The 18,117-nt window shown below is 72.7% G+C and carries 17 protein-coding genes and 1 pseudogene; 5 read left to right on the top strand and 13 right to left on the bottom strand.

What is annotated here, in order from left to right; translation table 11 throughout:
* Window positions 1–31: 31 nt before the first annotated feature.
* Entirely contained in the window at window positions 32–775 is a 744-nt protein-coding gene (locus A3IG_RS0110840; RefSeq protein ID WP_018383587.1) for a 3'-5' exonuclease, read from the bottom strand.
* 224 nt (window positions 776–999) lie between these two features.
* Window positions 1,000–1,272: a glutaredoxin family protein gene (locus tag A3IG_RS0110835; RefSeq protein WP_018383586.1), complete on the bottom strand. Its 273-nt coding sequence runs from the start codon at window positions 1,270–1,272 to the stop codon at window positions 1,000–1,002.
* A gap of 116 nt (window positions 1,273–1,388) precedes the next feature.
* On the opposite strand from A3IG_RS0110835, the gene A3IG_RS0110830 reads away from it, so the two are divergent.
* The 3 genes from A3IG_RS0110830 to A3IG_RS0110820 all read left to right on the top strand — a co-directional run bounded on the left by A3IG_RS0110830 (window position 1,389) and on the right by A3IG_RS0110820 (window position 5,010).
* Entirely contained in the window at window positions 1,389–2,294 is a 906-nt protein-coding gene (locus A3IG_RS0110830; RefSeq protein WP_026220131.1) for an HAD family hydrolase, read from the top strand.
* A 312-nt stretch (window positions 2,295–2,606) separates the two neighbouring features.
* Window positions 2,607–3,401, top strand: coding sequence for an ECF subfamily RNA polymerase sigma factor, BldN family (locus A3IG_RS0110825; RefSeq protein WP_026220130.1), 795 nt, complete (start codon window positions 2,607–2,609; stop codon window positions 3,399–3,401).
* Window positions 3,402–3,708: 307 nt separating this feature from the next.
* Complete coding sequence (locus tag A3IG_RS0110820; protein WP_018383583.1) at window positions 3,709–5,010, top strand: DUF5667 domain-containing protein; 1,302 nt, start codon at window positions 3,709–3,711, stop codon at window positions 5,008–5,010.
* Between the two features lie 84 nt (window positions 5,011–5,094).
* Here the strand turns inward: A3IG_RS0110820 and A3IG_RS0110815 are convergent, their stop codons facing one another.
* The 6 genes from A3IG_RS0110815 to A3IG_RS0110790 form a co-directional block, all read right to left on the bottom strand.
* Window positions 5,095–6,312 (bottom strand): lysophospholipid acyltransferase family protein, encoded by a 1,218-nt coding sequence (locus A3IG_RS0110815; protein ID WP_018383582.1) that lies wholly within the window; start codon window positions 6,310–6,312, stop codon window positions 5,095–5,097.
* Entirely contained in the window at window positions 6,305–7,408 is a 1,104-nt protein-coding gene (locus tag A3IG_RS0110810; protein WP_018383581.1) for an NAD-dependent epimerase/dehydratase family protein, read from the bottom strand. Before A3IG_RS0110810 ends, A3IG_RS0110815 begins: the two co-directional genes overlap by 8 nt.
* A 362-nt stretch (window positions 7,409–7,770) precedes the next feature.
* Window positions 7,771–7,869 carry a 30S ribosomal protein bS22 gene (locus A3IG_RS32480; RefSeq protein WP_003948845.1) on the bottom strand — a complete coding sequence of 33 codons (99 nt, stop codon included), beginning with the start codon at window positions 7,867–7,869 and terminating at the stop codon, window positions 7,771–7,773.
* A 174-nt stretch (window positions 7,870–8,043) separates the two neighbouring features.
* Window positions 8,044–8,253: a helix-turn-helix domain-containing protein gene (locus tag A3IG_RS0110800; protein WP_018383580.1), complete on the bottom strand. Its 210-nt coding sequence runs from the start codon at window positions 8,251–8,253 to the stop codon at window positions 8,044–8,046.
* A gap of 127 nt (window positions 8,254–8,380) precedes the next feature.
* Entirely contained in the window at window positions 8,381–9,196 is an 816-nt protein-coding gene (locus A3IG_RS0110795; protein WP_018383579.1) for a phosphatase, read from the bottom strand.
* A gap of 129 nt (window positions 9,197–9,325) precedes the next feature.
* On the bottom strand, window positions 9,326–10,498 hold the full coding sequence (locus A3IG_RS0110790) for an acetoin utilization protein AcuC (protein ID WP_018383578.1): 1,173 nt from the start codon (window positions 10,496–10,498) through the stop codon (window positions 9,326–9,328).
* Window positions 10,499–10,530: 32 nt separating this feature from the next.
* Here A3IG_RS0110790 and A3IG_RS35135 point away from each other — a divergent pair.
* Window positions 10,531–10,761, top strand: a pseudogene (locus A3IG_RS35135) (RNA-guided endonuclease TnpB family protein); the annotation flags it as partial.
* Between the two features lie 20 nt (window positions 10,762–10,781).
* Here the strand turns inward: A3IG_RS35135 and A3IG_RS0110785 are convergent.
* Window positions 10,782–11,519 (bottom strand): HAD family hydrolase, encoded by a 738-nt coding sequence (locus A3IG_RS0110785; protein WP_018383577.1) that lies wholly within the window; start codon window positions 11,517–11,519, stop codon window positions 10,782–10,784.
* A gap of 88 nt (window positions 11,520–11,607) precedes the next feature.
* On the opposite strand from A3IG_RS0110785, the gene A3IG_RS0110780 reads away from it, so the two are divergent.
* Window positions 11,608–13,635 (top strand): S9 family peptidase, encoded by a 2,028-nt coding sequence (locus A3IG_RS0110780; RefSeq protein ID WP_040911218.1) that lies wholly within the window; start codon window positions 11,608–11,610, stop codon window positions 13,633–13,635.
* Between the two features lie 74 nt (window positions 13,636–13,709).
* Here the strand turns inward: A3IG_RS0110780 and proC are convergent, their stop codons facing one another.
* From proC to A3IG_RS0110760, 4 genes are all read right to left on the bottom strand, one after another.
* On the bottom strand, window positions 13,710–14,519 hold the full coding sequence (gene proC / locus A3IG_RS0110775; RefSeq protein WP_018383575.1) for a pyrroline-5-carboxylate reductase: 810 nt from the start codon (window positions 14,517–14,519) through the stop codon (window positions 13,710–13,712).
* Window positions 14,520–14,760: 241 nt separating this feature from the next.
* The gene (locus A3IG_RS0110770) at window positions 14,761–16,881 is read right to left on the bottom strand and encodes an MMPL family transporter (RefSeq protein ID WP_018383574.1); all 2,121 of its coding nucleotides are present in this window, start codon (window positions 16,879–16,881) and stop codon (window positions 14,761–14,763) included.
* A 208-nt stretch (window positions 16,882–17,089) separates the two neighbouring features.
* Window positions 17,090–17,380, bottom strand: a complete 291-nt coding sequence (locus A3IG_RS0110765; protein WP_026220128.1) for a hypothetical protein — start codon at window positions 17,378–17,380, stop codon at window positions 17,090–17,092.
* Window positions 17,377–17,721, bottom strand: a complete 345-nt coding sequence (locus A3IG_RS0110760; RefSeq protein WP_018383572.1) for an ArsR/SmtB family transcription factor — start codon at window positions 17,719–17,721, stop codon at window positions 17,377–17,379. Before A3IG_RS0110760 ends, A3IG_RS0110765 begins: the two co-directional genes overlap by 4 nt.
* Window positions 17,722–18,117 lie beyond the last annotated feature (396 nt).

Below are 18,117 nucleotides of genomic sequence, written 5' to 3'. Positions count from 1 at the left end.
TGTCCACTTTGTCCGAGGGAAGTGACGGGCATCACGCATCGCCTTTTCGGGCCGTGGGCACCATCACCGGGCCCCGCGCGTTCCTTGCGGAACCGGCCCCGCCCGGTCCCCGGGGCACCCCGGGGGCGCCCCGGCCGGGCCACCGCAGCCCAGCGGCCTCCGAGAGTGCCTGGTTCCACGCCGCCGGACGCGTCCGACCGGAGCAGCCGGTGGCGAGCGCGGCGTAGCGGCGCAGCAGCCCCGCGGTGGCCCGGGCGTCGCCGAGCGCGGTGTGCGGGGCGAACCGGGGCAGCCCCGCGGCGGCGCAGCAGGCGCGCAACGAGGGGCTGGCCAGCCCGGGGAGGTGGTCGGCGGCGAGCCGCATCGTGCACAGGGTGGGCACCGGGGGCAGGTCCACGCCGAGACGGGAGAACTCGGCGGCGAGGAAACCCCGGTCGCAGGCGACGTGGTGCCCGACCAGGACCCGGCCGCGCAGCAGCCCGAGCAGGTGCCAGGAGATCTCCGCGAACCGGGGTGCGCCGACCACGTCCCCGGCGCCTATGCCGTGGATGTGGGTGGGGCCGACCGGGCCGAGGGGATCGACCAGCGTGCTGAACTCGCCCTGCGACCGGAGGTCCCGGTCCAGCAGCACCACGCCGACCTCGACGATCCGATGCCTCCTGGGGCTGGAACCGGTCGCCTCCAGGTCCACCACCGCGTACCCGCAGGGGCTGGCGTCCCGGAGCCCAGAGGACGCTCCAGCGGTTGCGGACGCCCCGAGCCACCCGGAGAGCACAGGCTCACACTCCTCACCAACGCCCCCAGTAGACACAAAACGCCTCGATAATAAACGAACACCCATTCCTAAGACACCATCGCGACGAGCCACCGGACGGGCCGGGGCGGCAGGGCGTGGTGGCGGGAAGGGGACCGGTCGACGGAGGTGTGTTCGGGACGGAGCGGGGCTGCGAGCGGGGCGGCGGGCGGGGTTGGGGGCCGGGGTTGGGGGGCGGGGCGCCCTCAGCCCCCCAGGGCCCGGCGCAGCCGGGCCTCGTCCACGCGCCAGAAGTCGTGCTGCCGGCCGTCGATCAGGGTCACCGGGATCTGCTCCCAGTACTTGCGGTGGAGTTCCTCGTCACGGGTGATGTCCAGCTCCTCCCAGTCCACCCCGAGCTCGGCGGTCACCCGTTCCACCACGGCTCTGGCCTGGTCGCACAGGTGGCAGTCGGGCTTGCCGATGAGGGTCACGGTGTGGTCGGAGGGGCGCTTGGTCCGGCGCAGCAGGGGAGTCACGACTCGATTGTGCAGCGGTGGGCGGCGGTCCGGAACGCGTGGTGGTCCGCCCGGCCGGGCCGTACCTCCACGGCACCGGCTCGGAGCTGGGCAGCGGACTGGTTATGCTCGGCGACATGGCCGTACTGCGCAGGTTCAGTCCCCGCAGGTGGTCCGCAAGCACGCGGAACGCGCTGGCCGGCAGGGCGTCCGCCGAGGTTGCGAGCGCCGCCGCGCACGCCGAGGAGGAGGTGTTCCCGGTCGTCGGGGACCCGGGGGCCGCCGCGTTCTTCGACCTGGACAACACCGTGATGCAGGGCGCCGCGCTCTTCCAGATCGGGCGCGGGCTGTACGCGCGGAAGTTCTTCCGCAACCGGGAGCTGGCCCGGTTCGCCTGGCAGCACGCCTGGTTCCGGTTCGTGGGCAGCGAGCACAGCGGGCACATGCGGGACGCCCGGGACAGCGCGTTGTCGATCATCCGTGGCCACCGGGTGGCGGAGCTGGCGGAGATCGGCGAGGAGGTCTACGACGAGTACATGGCGGACCGCATCTGGCCGGGCACCCGGGCTCTCGCCCAGGCCCACCTCGACGCCGGGCAGCGGGTGTGGCTGGTCACCGCGGCCCCCGTGGAGGTGGCCTCGATCATCGCCCGCAGGATGGGGCTGACCGGGGCGCTCGGCACCGTCTCGGAGTCGGTGGACGGGGTGTACACCGGCCGCCTGGTCGGCACCACCCTGCACGGGCCGGCCAAGGCCGAGGCGGTGCGGGCGCTGGCGCTGAGGGAGGGCCTCGACCTGTCCCGGTGCGCGGCGTACAGCGACTCGGCCAACGACATCCCGATGCTCTCGCTGGTCGGTTACCCGTACGCGATCAACCCGGACTCCGCGCTGCGGCGGCACGCTCGGCAGCACGGCTGGCGGCTGCGCGACTACCGCACCGGCAGGAAGGCCGCCCGGATCGGCATCCCCGCGGCGGCCGGCGTGGGAGCGGTGGCCGGGGGCGCGGCGGCGGCCGTGGCGGTGCAGAACCGCCGCCGGCGCTGATCGTTGGTGGTTTGGCGGTCCGCTGTCTTCCCAACCGGACGTCCCACGGCTGCGGCGCATGCGGACGCATCCGCGCCCTGCTCCATACCGAACGAACTCGCGCAGGAAGTGCTCAGACTTGACCGAGAATTGATTCTCAACTCGCCATCAAAGGTAATCCGACCGAGCGTAACCGGCGAATTCAACAACTCGGTGTAGTGTCGCCTACACGAAGCGTTATTCTCCTCTGACGCACGCCGACACCCACGCGTCCCTACGATGGGTGAAGGGTTCCGTACTGCACGTGATGGAAGTTCTGCCTCTGGGAGTCCCGTGTACCCACACGTCGGGGTTGACGCCTCAGGTTTGGCTACGCTGCGCGCACTGGTGTACCACCACCTGCGCCCCCTGGTCCCCGCGTACGCCGAGCCGGCCTTCGCCTCCGCACCTGTCCCCGTCTCCACAGGCCCCGTTTACGCCCTGGCCAACCCGGCCGTAGGCGTCGCCAACCGCACCCGCACCCCGCCCTCGCGGGAGCGCGGCTCCGGCCACCCCTCCCGGCGCCCCGGGGCGGACAGCGACGGCCATCGCATGATGGACCTCGTCGAGCGCGCCCAGCACGGTGAGGCGGAGGCCTTCGGCGAACTCTACGACCACTACGCGGAGACGGTGTACCGGTACATCTACTACCGCGTCGGCGGCCGGGCCACCGCCGAGGACCTCACCAGCGAGACGTTCCTGCGCGCGCTGCGCCGGATCGGCACCTTCACCTGGCAGGGGCGGGACTTCGGCGCCTGGCTGGTGACCATCGCCCGCAACCTCGTCGCCGACCACTTCAAGTCAAGTCGCTTCCGACTCGAGGTGACCACCGGCGAGATGCTGGACGCCAACGAGGTCGAACGCAGCCCGGAGGAGTCGGTACTGGAGTCGCTGTCGAACGCCGCGCTGCTCCAGGCCGTCCGCCGCCTCAACCCCCAGCAGCAGGAGTGCGTCACGCTCCGCTTCCTCCAGGGCATGTCGGTCGCCGAGACGGCCCGGGTGATGGGGAAGAACGAGGGGGCGATCAAGACCCTCCAGTACCGCGCGGTGCGGACGCTGGCCCGGCTGCTCCCCGAGGACGCGCGGTAGGTCGGCCTTTCGAGCGACGTTCCCCCACCGAGCACCGTAGGTCACCCCAAGCTCCGCAAACCGGTGAGATCATCATGCCTGCGTAACCCAAGTGGCACGCTGCTCGTTCCATGCAGTGCAAGCCCCCGTCGGGGGCCGTCACCGTGCCACCGCTAGCTCCTCTGGGCATTGATCCCCGGGCAGGTGTTTCCCGGGAGCGTCTCGCAGCACCATCGGCATCACCCGAAAGAGTGGCGGAACAGCGACTGTGCAACCCTTCGGCAACGTCCGCGAGTCGAAGGTGTGACAACGAGAGGAGGTGCCGCCCGTGATCGCCAACGCAAGGACCCACCGGCGGGCGAACGCCTTCGCCCAGGCCCTCGACGCGCGGGGCCAACGGCCTGACGCCCTCGGCGAGGAGGCCACCCCGCCGCGGCAGTCCCCCGCGCTCGGCGCCGAGGGCGGGGCCGAGGGTGCCGCCGGCCCCAGGACCAAGCGTGCCGCGCCCGACCCGGCCCAGGAGCGGATGCTCACCCTGGCCGACGCCCTGCGAGCCGTCCCCCAGCCCAGGCTCTCCCCCGAGGTGAAAAGGGCACAGCGTGCCCAGTTGGTGGCCGCGATGGAGGCGGCGTTCGCCGACGACGCCTCAGGGGGTCGCGCCCTACTGCCCGAGACACCCGCGGGGCTCGGCCGGAGCCGGCGCCGTCTTCGGCCGCGTCCCGCCCGGCCCGGCCCCCGCACGCACTGGGGCCGCAGGCTGGCGATCAGCGGGCTCGCCCTGGGGATCGCCGCCGGCGGGCTCGGCGGCGCCGCGGTGGCGAGTTCGGACGCGCTGCCGGGGGACACCCTCTACGGCCTCAAGCGCAGCATGGAGGACCTGCGGCTCACCATGGCCGACAGCGAGGCCGACCGCGGCGAGATCTACCTGGACCTGGCCTCCACCCGGCTCGAGGAGGCCCGCCGGCTGATGGAGCGCGGCGAGTCGGGCGAGCTCGACGACTCCCAGGTCAAGGACGTCCGAAGGGCGCTGTCCGGGATGTACGACGAGGCAGCCCAGGGGCACGACCTCCTCAACCGCGCCTACCGGCGCGACGGCTCACTGCGGCCGATCGAGAAGCTGGCCGCCTTCTCGGACAGCCAGCGCGGGGAGTGGTCGGAGCTGAGCCCCCAGTTGCCTGAGGAGCTGGCCGAGGTCAGGGACGACGTGACCTCGGTGCTCGACGCGATAGAGCGGGACGTGACTCCGCTGCGGGCGCTGTTGCCCGACCCCTCCTCCGACGGGGAGCACACCAACGACGAGCTCACCGTGCCCGGCGCGGTCATCGACCCCGGTAGCACCTCGTCCGGCGCTCCCTCCCCGTCCTCGGGTGCCCCCTCGCCGGGCGGCGAGGGGTCCGAAGAAGGGTCGCCCTCCGGCTCGCCCAGCCCGTCGCCCCCCGGCGCCACCGCGGAAGGCAGTCTGATCAGCCCCGACGGTCTGACCGGCGGCACGGGGGACAGTCCGGAGCCCAGCCAGAGCACCTCGGAGGGGACCCAGGAGGAGTCTCCGGACAGCGGGGGCATCCTGCCGCCGCTCCTCCCGGACCTGTTTCCCGGCCTCGATCTCGGCGGCAGCCAGACCGAGCAGTAACCACTCCGCCACCGGGGCCGCCCCACCGCCGGGGCGGCCCCGGAGCACACCCGGGCACCCGGCGTCCGGCGGCCGGCGGCCCGTTCAGAAGAACACCGAACGACGCTTCACCAGCAACTGGTACAGGGTGTGCTGGATGGTCTCCCTCACCTGGTCGGTCAGGTTGAAGACCAGCATGGGGTCCTCGGCGGCCTCCGGCGGGTGCCCGTCGGTGGGGATGGGCTCGCCGAACTGGATCGTCCACTTCGTGGGCAGGGGCACCGCGCCCAGCGGCCCCAGCCAGGGGAAGAACGGCGTGATCGGGAAGTACGGCAGGCCGAGCAGCCGGGCCAGGGTCCGCGAGTTGCCGACCATGGGGTAGATCTCCTCCGCGCCGACGATGGAGCAGGGCACGATCGGCACCTGGGTGCGCAGCGCGGTGGAGACGAACCCGCCCCGCCCGAACCGCTGGAGCTTGTACCGCTCGGAGAACGGCTTGCCGAGCCCTTTGAACCCCTCCGGCATCACCCCGACCACCTCACCCTGCTCCAACAGCCGTTGGGCGTCCTCGGTACAGGCCAGGGTGTGCCCGGCCTTGCGGGCCAGCTCGTTGACGACCGGCAGCATGAAGACCAGGTCGGCCGCGAGCAACCGCAGGTGCCGCCGCTCGGGGTGCAGGTCGTGGACGGCGACCTGGGTCATCAGCGCGTCCAGCGGCAGGGTCCCGGAGTGGTTGGCCACCACCAGGGCACCACCGGTGGCGGGGATGTTCTCGATGCCGACCACGTCCACCCGGAAGTAGTCGTTGAACAGCGGTCGCATGACGGACATCAGAACCTGCTCGGTCAGCTCCCGGTCGTATCCGAACTCATCGACCTGGTACTCACCGGTCAGCCGACGGCGCAGGAACGCCAGCCCGTGGGCCGCCCTGCGCTCCCAGCCGCCGTCGAGCAGGCGCCCGGCAACCTCGCCGAGCACCGTGGAGAGCGCGTCGGCAGGGCCCGGGCCGGGGGTGGGCTCCGGCTCGGTCGCGGACGGGTCGGCGTCGGACGGCTCGGCGGCGGCATCGGGGGCGGAGTCGGGAACGCGCTCGGCCTCCGCTGCGGCCTCGGCGGCGGGCGACGGGTCAGCGACCGGCAGCCCGGCCAACGCGCCCTCGTCCGGGGCCACCGACCCCAACGGGGCCGCACCGCCGCGGGACGGCGTCACCCCGCGGCGGTCCCCGTGCCGACCGCCGCCGCGCCCGGCGGCCCCGCGGGACGGGGTCCTGCCCCGCCGGCCGCGGCCGTCCTCGTCGAACGGAATGACCTTCGCGTCAGCCATGACGGGTGTGCTCCTCGCGGGTACGGGCGGAACCACTGGGGGAGGCTCCGGAGTGGTCGGCGGCACGGTCCTGGGGGATCAGGCCGGCCACCCGGTCCACCGCCTCGGCCAACCGCTGCGGGGGCAGCAGCCCGGGGCCACGGCCGCGGACGAAGTCGTCGAACGCCTCCGCCGTGCTGTAGCAGGGCGCGAACCCCAGCGTCTCCCGCATCTGGGTGGTGTCCACGACACGGCCGTGGGTCAGCAGCCGGATCTGCTCCTTGGAGAAGTCGGTCACCTGGGTGGCGCGCATGAGCTGGCCGAGCCAGGTGATCGCCGGCGGCAGGATCGGCACCGTCGGCCGGCCGAGGCGCCGCGCGCACTGGGAGAGCAACAGCACGCCGGCGCCGGCGATGTTGAAGGTGCCGGAGTTGAGGGTGCCGCGCCGCGGCTCCAGGGAACACAGCCGCAGCACGTCGATGGCGTCGTCCTCGTGCACGAACTGGAGCCTGGGGTCGTAGCCGAGGACGGAGGGCAGCACCGGCAGGGAGAAGTAGTCGGCCAGCGGGGTGCCGCCGGCGGTCCCCAGGATGTTGGCGAACCGCAGCACGGCCACGGCGACGTCGGGACGCCGCCGGGCGAAGCCCCTGACGTAGCCCTCGACCTCACAGGCGTCCTTGGCGAAGCCCCCGCTGGGCAACGCCTTGGGCAGCATGGTCTCGCCGAACACCGCGGGGTCGCGGGCGGCGGAGCCGTAGACGCTCGTGGTGGACTTCACCACCAGGCGGCGGACGGTGGGCGCCTTCTGGCAGGCGCCGAGGAGCTGCATGGTGCCGATGACGTTGGTCTCCTTGACCGCCGCCCGGCCGCCCGACCCCAACGGGGTGCCGCTGACGTCCATGTGCACCACGGTGTCCACCGCGTTCTCCGCGAGCACCTTGCCGATCACTGGGTGGCGGATGTCCACGTGGACGAACTCGGCACGCCCGAGGGGGTGTTCGGGGAGGATCGCGTCCACCCCGATGACCCGGGACACGGTGGGCTCGCGCTGAATCCGGCGGACGAAGCGACCACCGAGGTGGCGTGCGACTCCGGTGACGAGTACGACCCTGCCCACACCGCGCCCCTTTCCTCACCGGCGCCGGCTCCGGACCGGCACCGGGTCCATTCTGCGGTGTTCCTGGGCGGGACGGGGTCAACGCCCCGTCAACTGTCCGGGTAAACAGCCGTCCGGGTAGCGCAGGCGGACACCGGCGACCTGGGGGGGACCGCGCGGGTCGCGGCAGGTTCGGTGACGGGCGCGGGCGCCACGGACGGGCCGTGCCGCGGGCGCCACGGTCGGGCGCGCGCAGCACACCGCTGCCCGTCGCCCCGGCCCACCGAGAGCGGTGGGCCGGGGCGACGGGCAGGTGGCCTTGAAAGGTGCCGCACCGCGAGCGCCCCGAGCCGGTACCGGTGGGGCGTCGCGTGTCGCCGCAGTTACTTCTTGTTGCGACGCTGCACGCGCGTGCGCTTGAGCAGCTTGCGGTGCTTCTTCTTGGCCATGCGCTTGCGGCGCTTCTTGATGACAGAGCCCACGACTACCCTCGCTCACTGTGGATCACCCCCGCGTCCGCGGGGGGACATACCGGTACCACTGGGCTGTGGTGCCGGATCACTCGGTGCGGGGCTCCTGCGCCCACACGACCTACGTCGGCTTAGCGTACCCGCCCGAATGCGTCCGCTGTAATCCGAGGGTGGTCGCGGTCACCACTACGCCGTGTCCGCCCCCACGTATGAGTCACGGAGATAGGTGTGGACGGCCTGCTCTGGGACCCGGAAGGACCGACCCACCCGGATCGCCGGCAGATGACCGCTGTGCACCAGCCGGTACACGGTCATCTTGGACACTCTCATCACCGCGGCCACCTCGGCCACGGTCAGGAACACGACCTCGTTGAGAGGCCTCTCGCCAGAAGCCATGAGACACCGAACCTTCCGCACGTGACGGGCACCGGCTTCCCCTCCGGTGACTCCTGCACGCACGTGCGCTTCCTCCCAGAGTAGATGCGGGTGGTACTAGTGGGGAAGAGGAGCCACGTTCGACCGTCTACTGTGACAGACACGCCTGTTTCAGTACATAACGAGTAAGCGGAAGGTAGTAGTCGGACCGCACGGCGTCATCAAGCGGGACCGTGACCAGGACTCTCCCTTCCGCCTCGGCGACGAACAGCGCGGGGTCGTCGGTGTCCGCCAACCCCACGGCTTCAATGCCCAGTTGACCTGCACCGCAGGCCCAACCGTGGTCGCCGATCACCAGGCGCGGCAGCGGTCCGCCGGTCTCCGCGGCGGCACACAGGGCGGTGCGCACCGGGAGCGGGGAGTGCGAGTGCGCGGGGGGCATGGGCCGTCCGCGACGCGCACCCGAAGGGCGGACCAGGGCGACCGCGCGTACGTAGTCGAGCACATGGGGCCGTACGCCGAATCGTGTCGCCATGTCGACAGTTCGCCCACGGGCGGGGGTGAGCACCGGGCAGCCGGCGGCGGACAGAGCCGCGGCCAGGGCGGCGTACCAGCCGAGGAGCCGGTGGGGGTGGCCGGTGCCGAACAGCACCGGGACGCGTTCCGCGGCGGCGGCTGCCAGGCGTTCGGCGAGCGCGTCCAGCGCGGCCAGGGTGCGGTCCGGGTCGATGGTGTCCTGCCCGGCGGTGTGGCCCGGGTCGGGCGAGACCCCGCAACGGGCCGCCATCAGCCGCAGCAGCGCGGGCTCCGTCCAGGGCCGCAACGGGTCGAGGCCGAGCCGCACCCTGGGGTCGCCGGCCGCGAAGAGGCGGTAGCTGTGCAGGTTCCGCTGGCGCGGGGTGGCCACCCGCCCCGCGATCCCGGTGGCCAGCAGATGCTGGCGCAGTTCGTTCCGGCTCAGCACCCTGCCGATTGTGCTGGTACGCCCTCGAGTTCACCGCGCAACAGGGAAAATTGCCCCTTTCGGTGGAACCGTCACCCGACGTCCCGTCACCCGACGCGCGACGGCACCGCCGGGCGACGGGGCCGAACGTCAGGGCAGCAGACCGTGCAGCGGGAACACCGCCCTGCGGGTGGCCAGCACCGCCTGGTCCAGCCGGTCCGCGGGGTCGTAGCCGCCGTCCTCGAAGGAGCGGACGTGGGGGGTGCGGCCGTCGGTCATCCGGAGCGGCGCCGGCCGCCGGGTCCGCCGGTACACCTCCTGCCGCCAGGCCTCCGGCGTCTCGGTGGACGGGTCGATGGGGGTTCCCGCAGCGATGGCCACCAGGTGGGTCCAGGTCCTCGGCACCACGTCCACCACCGCGTACCCGCCGCCGCCCAGGGCCACCCAACGCCCGTCCGCGTACCGGTGCGCCAGGTCGTGGCAGGAGGCGGCGACCGCCCGCTGCGCGTCCAGGCTCACCGCCAGGTGGGCCAACGGGTCCTCGACATGGGTGTCCGCGCCGTGCTGGGTGACCAGCACCTGGGGCCGGAACTCGGCCAGCAGCTCCGGCACCACGGCGTGGAACGCCCGCAGCCAGCCGTCGTCGGTGGTGCCAGCGGGCAGCGCCACGTTGACCGCGCTGCCCTGCGCGTCCGGTCCCCCGGTCTCCTCCGGCCAGCCGGTCTGCGGGAACAGGGTGAACGGGTCCTCGTGCAGGGAGACCGTCAGCACCCGGGGGTCGTTCCAGAACCGGTGCTGGACGCCGTCGCCGTGGTGTACGTCCACGTCCACGTAGGCGACCCGTTCCGCGCCCGCCTCCAGCAGCGCGGCCACGGCCAGCGCCGCGTCGTTGTAGACGCAGAAGCCCGATGCCCGGTCGGGCATGGCGTGGTGCAGCCCGCCGGCGAAGTTGACCGCGTGGACGTGGGTGCCCCGCCACACGGACCGGGCCGCGGCCACCGACTGACCGGCGATCAGCGCGGAGACCTGGTGCATGTCGGGGAAGGCCGGGTCGTCCACGGTGCCGAGCCCGCGCCGAGGGTCGGCGTCGGCCGGCTCGGCCGACGCGGACCGCACCGCCTGGAGGTAGGCGCGGTCGTGGACCAGCTCGAGGACGCCGTCCGACGCCGCGGGGGCCGCCTCCACGGTCACCTTCGCGTCCAGGCCGAACGCCTCCACCAACCGCATGGTCAGCGTCAGGCGCACCGGGTCCATCGGGTGTCCGGGGCCGAAGTCGTACCCGGTGACGGCCTCGTCCCACATCAGCTTCGCCCCGCAGCTCATCGGACCCCCTCCGTGGGTGCCCCGGCCGGCCGTGCGGGGCCCCCGGCGCGGTCCGCGGGGAACTCCCGCGGACCGTCCGGGAGTGGTTGTGCGGGTGCGGTTCCGCCCGTGGCCGGGACGTGGACGCGGCACGTGACGTCCTGGCGGCCGGCGGGCTGGCGGCGTCCGCCTGGGGAGATGGCGTGGGACCTCAACGGGAGTCCTCCCGAACGGGGCAGTCGTCGGCGGAGCAGGAAACCCAGCGGGTGACCGCTGGCCCCCCGCCTCGGGGCGGGGGAGGAAGTCAAGGTGCCAACGGTATCGGTCCCGGGCCCAACAGCAGTTCCACCAGGCGCTGGGGGTCGTCGAAGAGCGCGGTGGCCCCGGAGAGCCGGTCCGGCGGGGTCATCACCGTGAAGCCGAACACGTCCATCCCCGCGGCCACCGCGGCCCGCACCCCGAGCGGGCTGTCCTCGACGACCACGCACCGCTCCGGCGGCACCCCCATCGTCCCCGCGGCGTGCAGGAAGAGGTCGGGGGCGGGCTTGCCCCGGCCGACGTCCTGGGCGGAGAAGACCCGGCACGGGGCGTCCGGACCGGGCGCGGCGCCCGCCCCGGCCATGGCGGGGGCCACCGGCAGTGGGCCGAGCGCCCCGAAGCGGTCGTCGAGGCCCACCGTGCGCAGGGCCGCCCGGATGCGTTCGTGGGTGGCCGACGAGGCCAGGCAGTACGGAACCCCCTCCGCGTCGAGTTCGTCCAGGACCCGCGGCATCCCCGCCACCGGGCGCAACTCGCGGCGGAACGCCTCCAGGGTGCGGGCCTGCAACTCGACGTCGAACTCCGCCGGCAGCTCCCGGCCCGTGCGCTCCCTGATCAGGTCGTGCACGCGGTGCACGGCGGCACCCATGAAGTCCCGCACCGAGTCCTGGTACGTGGTGGGGTGTCCGAGTTCGGTGAGGTACCCGGCGAGGATCTGGTTCGCGATCGGCTCGCTGTCCACGAGGACGCCGTCGTTGTCGAAGATGACCAGGTCGTAGCGCATCGGGCCACTTTAGGGTGGTACGCCGGCGCACGCCATGGAACCGTAAACGCTCCACCCGGGGACAAGACCGGGGGGCACCATGATGACCATGGCTGATGCGACCGTGTTTCACGACCTGTCCGCGTTCGTGGCCCTCCCGCGCCTGACCGGTCTCGCGCTCTCTCCGGACGGCACCCGACTGGTCACCAGCGCCACCGAGTTGTCCCCCGACGGAACCCGGCACGTCCCCGTGCTGTGGGAAGTGGACCCGACCGGCCGGGCCGACGCGGTGCGGCTGACCAACTCTGATCGGGGCGCATCGGCTCCCGCCTTCCTGCCGGACGGTTCGCTGCTGTTCCTGACCGACCGGAAGGCCCCCGGCCAGGAGGCCGAGGCCGACGGGGCCGGCGAGGGCCGACGCGCCCTGTGGCGGCTGCCACTGCGCGGCGAGGCCACCCGGCTGGTGGCCAGGGCCGGCGGCATCGACGACTACGCGGTGGCCGGGGGAAGCGGCCACCTCGCCTTCGCCGCCTCGTTGCTGCCCGGCGCGCAGGACGCGGAGGACGACGCCAAGCGCCGTGCCGACCGCCGCTCGGCCGGGGTCTCCGCGATCCTGCACGAGTCGGGTCCCGTGCGGTTCTGGGACGCCGACCTCGGCCCCGGGGTGCCCCACGTGTTCGTGACCGGGCCCGCGGACGGCGCCGGCCACGGGCGGACGGTGGACGTCGGCGAGCGGGGGCCGATAGCCACCGGGCTCGCGCTCTCCCCCGACGGGTCACTGGTCGCCTACGTCTCGCTGGAGTCGGGGCCGCCGCACGACCTGAGCGCCGCGCTGGTGGTCGCCGACGCGACCACCGGCCAGCGGGTGGCCCAGCTCGGCTCCCCCGAGCACACCTTCTCCGAGCCGGTGTTCACCCGGGACGGTCGCTCGGTGGTGTGCGTGCGCGGCGTCCGGAACACCCGGGAGGCGCCCGGGGACGTCACCCTGTGGCGCCTGGACCTGGACCCCGCCGGGCCGGAGGGCGGAGCCGGGTGGGACCTCACCCCCGACCTGGACCTGTGGCCGGTCGCCCCGGTGCCGGCAGCCACCGGGGACGTCTTCTTCACCGCCGACGACCACGGCCACCGCCCGGTGTTCCGGCTCCGCCCCGACGGCAGCAGGACCCGGCTCACCCGGTCCGGCTGCTACACCGACGTGGTGGTCTCCCCGGACGGCGGAACGGTGTACGCGCTGCATTCCACGGTGGACTCACCACCCCGGCCGGTCCGCCTGGACGCGGACGGGGTGGACCAGGAGCCGGTGCCGCTCCGTGCCCCCGGCGGTCCCGTGGCCCTGCCCGGTTCCCTCACCGAGGTGCACACCACCGCGGACGACGGGGTGGCGCTGCGCGGCTGGCTGGCCCTGCCCGACCGGGCACGCGCCGACCGGCCCGCGCCGCTGCTGGTCTTCGTCCACGGCGGCCCGCAGACGAGCTGGAACGCCTGGCACTGGCGTTGGAACCCCTGGCCCGCGGTCGCCAGGGGCTACGCGGTGCTCCTCCCCGACCCGGCGCTGTCCACCGGCTACGGCCAGCACCACCACCAGCGGGGTTGGAGCGGGTGGGGCCAGCAGCCGTACCGGGACGTGCTCGCCCTGACGGACGCCGCGGTGGCCCGGGGGGACATCGACGCGGAGCGCACCGGGCTGCTCGGCGGTTCCTACGGCGGCTACATGGCGAACTGGGTGGCCGGCCACACCGACCGCTTCCGCGCCATCGTCTCGCACGCCAGCCTGTGGAACCTGGCCGGTTTCGCCGGCGACACCGACTGCCCCGGGGACTTCTCCCGGATCTTCGGCCGCCCCGGGGAGAGCGGAGAGCGCTACCAGGAGAACTCCCCGCACCTGCACGCGGAGAAGATCAACACCCCGATGCTGGTGATCCACGGGGCCCGGGACTACCGGGTGCCGGTGGGCGAGGCGATGGCGCTGTGGCGGGAGTTGCAGCGCCTCCGGGTCCCGGCGAAGTACCTCTACTTCCCCGACGAGAACCACTGGGTGCTCTCCCCGAACAACGCCCGGGTCTGGTACTCGACGGTGCTGAACTTCCTCGACCACCACGTCCTTGACCACGAGTGGCAACGTCCTGACCTGCTCTGAGCCGCTCCCGGTCGGTGACCGCCGCCCGCGGCGTGCGGCGGTCACCGACCGGCGCGGTGCGCCAGGCAGGCCGCTCAGCCGTTGCCGGAGGCCAGCTCCCTGCTGCGGTCCCGGGCCGCCTCGAGAGCGGCGATCAGTGCGGCCCTGACCCCGTGCTTCTCCAGCTCGCGGATGGCGTTGATGGTGGTGCCGGCCGGGGAGGTCACCGCCTCGCGCAGCCGCACCGGGTGTTCCCCGGAGTCGCGGAGCATCACCGCGGCCCCGGTGGCGGCCTGCACGATCAGGTCGTGGGCCTGGGCCCTGGGCAGGCCGAGCAGGATGCCCGCGTCGATCATCGCTTCCACCAGGTAGTAGAAGTACGCCGGCCCCGAGCCGGACAGCGCGGTGGCGGCGTCCTGCTGGCTCTCCGGGACCCGGAGCGACTTCCCCACCGCGTTGAAGATCTCCTCGGTGTGCACCAGGTGCTTCTCGGTGGCGTGGGTGCCCGCTGAGATGACGCTCATCGCCTCCTCCACCACCGCCGGGGTGTTGGTCATCACCCGCACCACCGGGGTGCCCTCGGCCAACCGCTGCTCGATGAACGCGGTGGTGATGCCCGCCGCCCCAGAGATGACCAGGCGCTGCGCCGGGACGTGCGGGGCGAGTTCGTCCAGCAGCGCCCCCATGTCCTGTGGCTTGACGGTCAGGATGAGGGTGTCCGCGGTCTTGGCCGCCTCGGCGTTGCTGACCGCCTCGACGCCGTGGCGGGCGCGCAGTTCCTCGGCCCGTTCCGGACGTCGCGTGGTGACCAGCAGGTCCGTCGGCGAGAAGCCCGCCCGGATCATGCCGGACAGCAGCGCCTCGCCGATCTTGCCCGCACCGAGAACCGCGACCCGCTGGGTCATGCCGCTCCTCCACATCGTTCGCCTGCACCGCCGCTCCGCCGGCACCGGCCGCGCTGCGCCACGGGTGCCGGGGCGCTCCGCGGTCGTTGTCCGGTTTGTCGCCGCCTGAAGGGCGAAAGTAGCGCTTTGAGGCTACCTCCCGCTGGGCGACCACTCGCGCGCCGCTCGTGGTCGCCCTCACCCGGGTGCCGGGGGCGTTGGTGGCGGTGCCGACCGCAGCACCGGGCACCGGGCCGCGGGGTCAGACACGCACGTCCGGGCGCACCTCCCGGTCGGTCCCGACGGAACGCCGGCCGGGGTCGCGGCCCAGGCGGTGGAAGAGGGCCCCCGGCCACCACATGGCCCGGCCGATGTCCAGGGTCAGCGCCGGGACGAGGATGGTGCGGACCACGAAGGTGTCGAGCAGCACCCCGAGCCCGATCAGGATGCCGATCTCGGCCATGGTCACCAGCGGCATCGTCGCGAAGATCGCGAACGTGGCGGCGAGCACCACACCCGCGCTGGTGATCACCCCACCGGTGCTGGTGAGACCTGCCAGCACGCCGCGCGCGTGGCCCTGTTCGACGACCGACTCACGGATGCGCGTCATCAGGAAGATGTTGTAGTCGATGCCGAGCGCGACCAGGAAGACGAACCCCATCAGGGGCAACGAGTGGTCGATCCCGGCCCAGCCCAGCACGTGCTCGAAGATCAGGTTGCTGGCGCCAAGGGCGCCGAAGAACGACACGACCACGGTGGCCAGCAGCACCAGGGGGGCGACCAGGGCCCGCAACAGGGCGACCAGCACCAGCAGCACCACGGCGAGCACCACCGGGATGACCAGCTTGACATCGCTCAACGCCGCCCGGGCGGTGTCCGCGTCGCTGGCCGTCGGGCCGCCGACCACCGCGTCGGCGCCGTCGATCCGGTGCACCCGGTCCCTCAGCCGGTCGATGGTGTCCTCGGCCGCGGCGCTGTCCGGCGCGTCCTCGAGCACCACCTGGAGGTGGACCAGCCGCCCGTCCCCGGTGTGTTCGCTCCGGGGGAGCACGTCGGCGACCCCCTCGGTGGCCTTGGCGGTGCGGGTGACCTCGCCCTCCGCGTCCGCGGCGGCGATGACGTCGGCGGGGGCCGAGGCACCGCTCGGGTAGTGCTCGGAGACCAGCCGCTGGCCGGACACCGAGTCCGGGGTGCCGGTGTACATGTCCGCGTCGGCGAGGCCCGTGGTGACGCCGGTGGCGCCCAGGGCGAGCAGCCCGGTGATGGCGGCGGCGGTCGCCCAGGCCCAGCGGGGACGGTCCGCGACCCGCTTGCCCACCCGGCCGTAGATCCCGTGTTCGGCGCGCTTGGTGTCGCCGTGGCGCGGCACCAGGGGCCAGAACACCCACCGCCCGGCGATGACCAGCAGCGCGGGGAGGATGGTGACCATCGCGAGGAACCCGCAGAGCACACCGGCGGAACCGACCCAGCCGAGGCTGCGGGAACTGTTGAGGTCGGCCAGCAGCAGGCACAGCAGGCCGACGGCGACGGTGCAGGCGGAGGCGAGGATCGCCGGTCCGCTGCGGAGCAGTGCGAACGACATGGCCTCGTGCTTGTCCTGGTGCCTGGTCAGCTCCTCCCGGTACCTGGCGATCAGCAGCAGCGCGTAGTCGGTGCCGACCCCGAAGACCAGGACCATCAGCAGGCCGGCGCTCTGGCCGTCCACCGGCAGGTCCGCGTACCGGCCGCCGAGGTAGGTGACGGCCTGGGAGATGACCGCGGCGAACCCCACGGAGAGCAGCGGGAACAGCCACAGCACCGGGCTGCGGTAGATGACCAGGAGAAGGACGGTGACCACGAGCGCGGAGGCCATCAGCAGCGTGGTGTCGAGGTCGTCGAAGACGGCCACGGCGTCCGTCAGGGAGCCGGCGGGGCCGGTGACGTGGACGGCGAGGCCGTCGGGCGCGTCCCGCACCGTCTCGCGCATCTCGTCGACCCGGTCGGTGGTGTCGTCGGCGCCCGAGTCCAGGGGGACGGTGAGCAGCAACGCCTGCCCGTCCTCGGACAGCTCCGCGGGTGGGATGTCCTCCGCCGCGAGCCGCGCGAAGTCGGCACGGTCGGCGGCGACCCTGGCCCGGTCCTGTTCCGTGACGCCGCCGTCCCTTGCGTAGATCACCACAGCGGGCATCAGTTCCTCGGTGCGGAACCGTTCGAGCAGGTCGTTGACCTCGGCCGACTCCGCGCCCCTGGGCAGGAAGGCGTTGGCGCCGTTCTCCTCGACGTCACCGACCTTGCCGGACAGCGGACCGAGCGCGACGACAGCGACGATCCAGAACAGCAGGACGACCCACTTGGTCCTCCTGTTCCCCGGTGCGGTTGCCAACTGTTTGATCCGCGGCACCATGGGATGGTCTCCTTGTACGGGGAGTGCGACAGGTTTCGGGCGCACGCCGCTCCCACCGCGGCCCTCGGTTGTCAGGCCATGCCGCGGCGGTGTGCGGAGCGCGGTTGTCAGAGCTGCTTGTCGTGTGTGCCTCTCGGTCCGTCCGCGGAGTTGCCGCTCGGCGGACGGACCACTGGGCCTCTCGGGCAGGGGCTCCCGGCCCCGAGGGTCAGTCGATCTCGCGCATCATCTTCTCCACGGAGGCGAGCGCCGTCCTGGTCTGCGCCAGGTCCTCCGCGGTGCGGCGCTGGAGCTCCACGCTGTCCTCGAGGAGTTCGGCGTACCGCGCCGCCAACTTGCGGTACTCCTCCTCGCGACCGGCCAGCATCCTGGCCCGCCAGGTGGCGGCGACCTGCCAGACGATCACGATGCACAGGAGGAAGAACCCGGTGGCGCCCGCCACCCCCGCGGCGGCGCCGACCGAGTCCGCGTCCGCCAGCATCACCATGTGTTCGTTCACTTCACGCCCCCGCTTTTGGTCTCTTCGGCGTCACTGAGGGTCCGCGCCGCCTCGGCCACGACCTCCGGGGTGATGCGCAGGGTGAACGGTGCGACCTCGAAGTACTTCATCGCCTTGCCGCTTTCTGACAGTTCCAACGACCCGGTCACCAGTCCCGCCCCTTCCAGCCGCTGGAGGTGCATGTGCAGGAGAGGACGGCTCATCCCGATCTCCCGGGCGAGCCGGCTGACGTAGTTCCGTCCCTCGGCCAGCGCCGCGATGATCCGCAGCCGGTGGGGGTTCCCCAGCGCGGACATGACCTTCAGCAGTTCATCGCCGGTGAGGTCCGAGAGATCACGCATGACGACCTCTTTCATGTGTAAGAAAAGATTGACACATGCCGAGAACACCTGTCAAAGAAACCTGACAGGTGCCGTCCCTGCGGCGAGACGGGGCCGGCTCCCGCCTGGGGCCTGTCTGATGAGTAGCGCCGTCCGCCCGGAGGGCGGGGGTCGCGGCGTCTGGTGCGTGCGATCGCAAGGCGGAGGGTCGTCCTCGTACTGGGCGTACATGGACGATCCCGACAACGCAGCGAGCGTGCGTGCCAGGCGTCACGACCCAGGCGGGATTCATCAGACAGGCCCTAAGGGCTGGCCGACTCGCGGGCGTCGAGCAGTTGCTCCCAGTGCGCCTCGGCCCAGGCGCAGGCCACGTCGAGCGGGCCGAGGAGGCTCCGCCCGAGCGGTGTCAGCTCGTAC

The organism is Wenjunlia vitaminophila DSM 41686 (genome assembly GCF_000380165.1).
GTDB classification, from domain to species: Bacteria; Actinomycetota; Actinomycetes; order Streptomycetales; family Streptomycetaceae; genus Wenjunlia; species Wenjunlia vitaminophila.
Note: the sequence above shows the minus strand (reverse complement) of the source record. Positions and strands in the feature narration are given on the sequence as shown.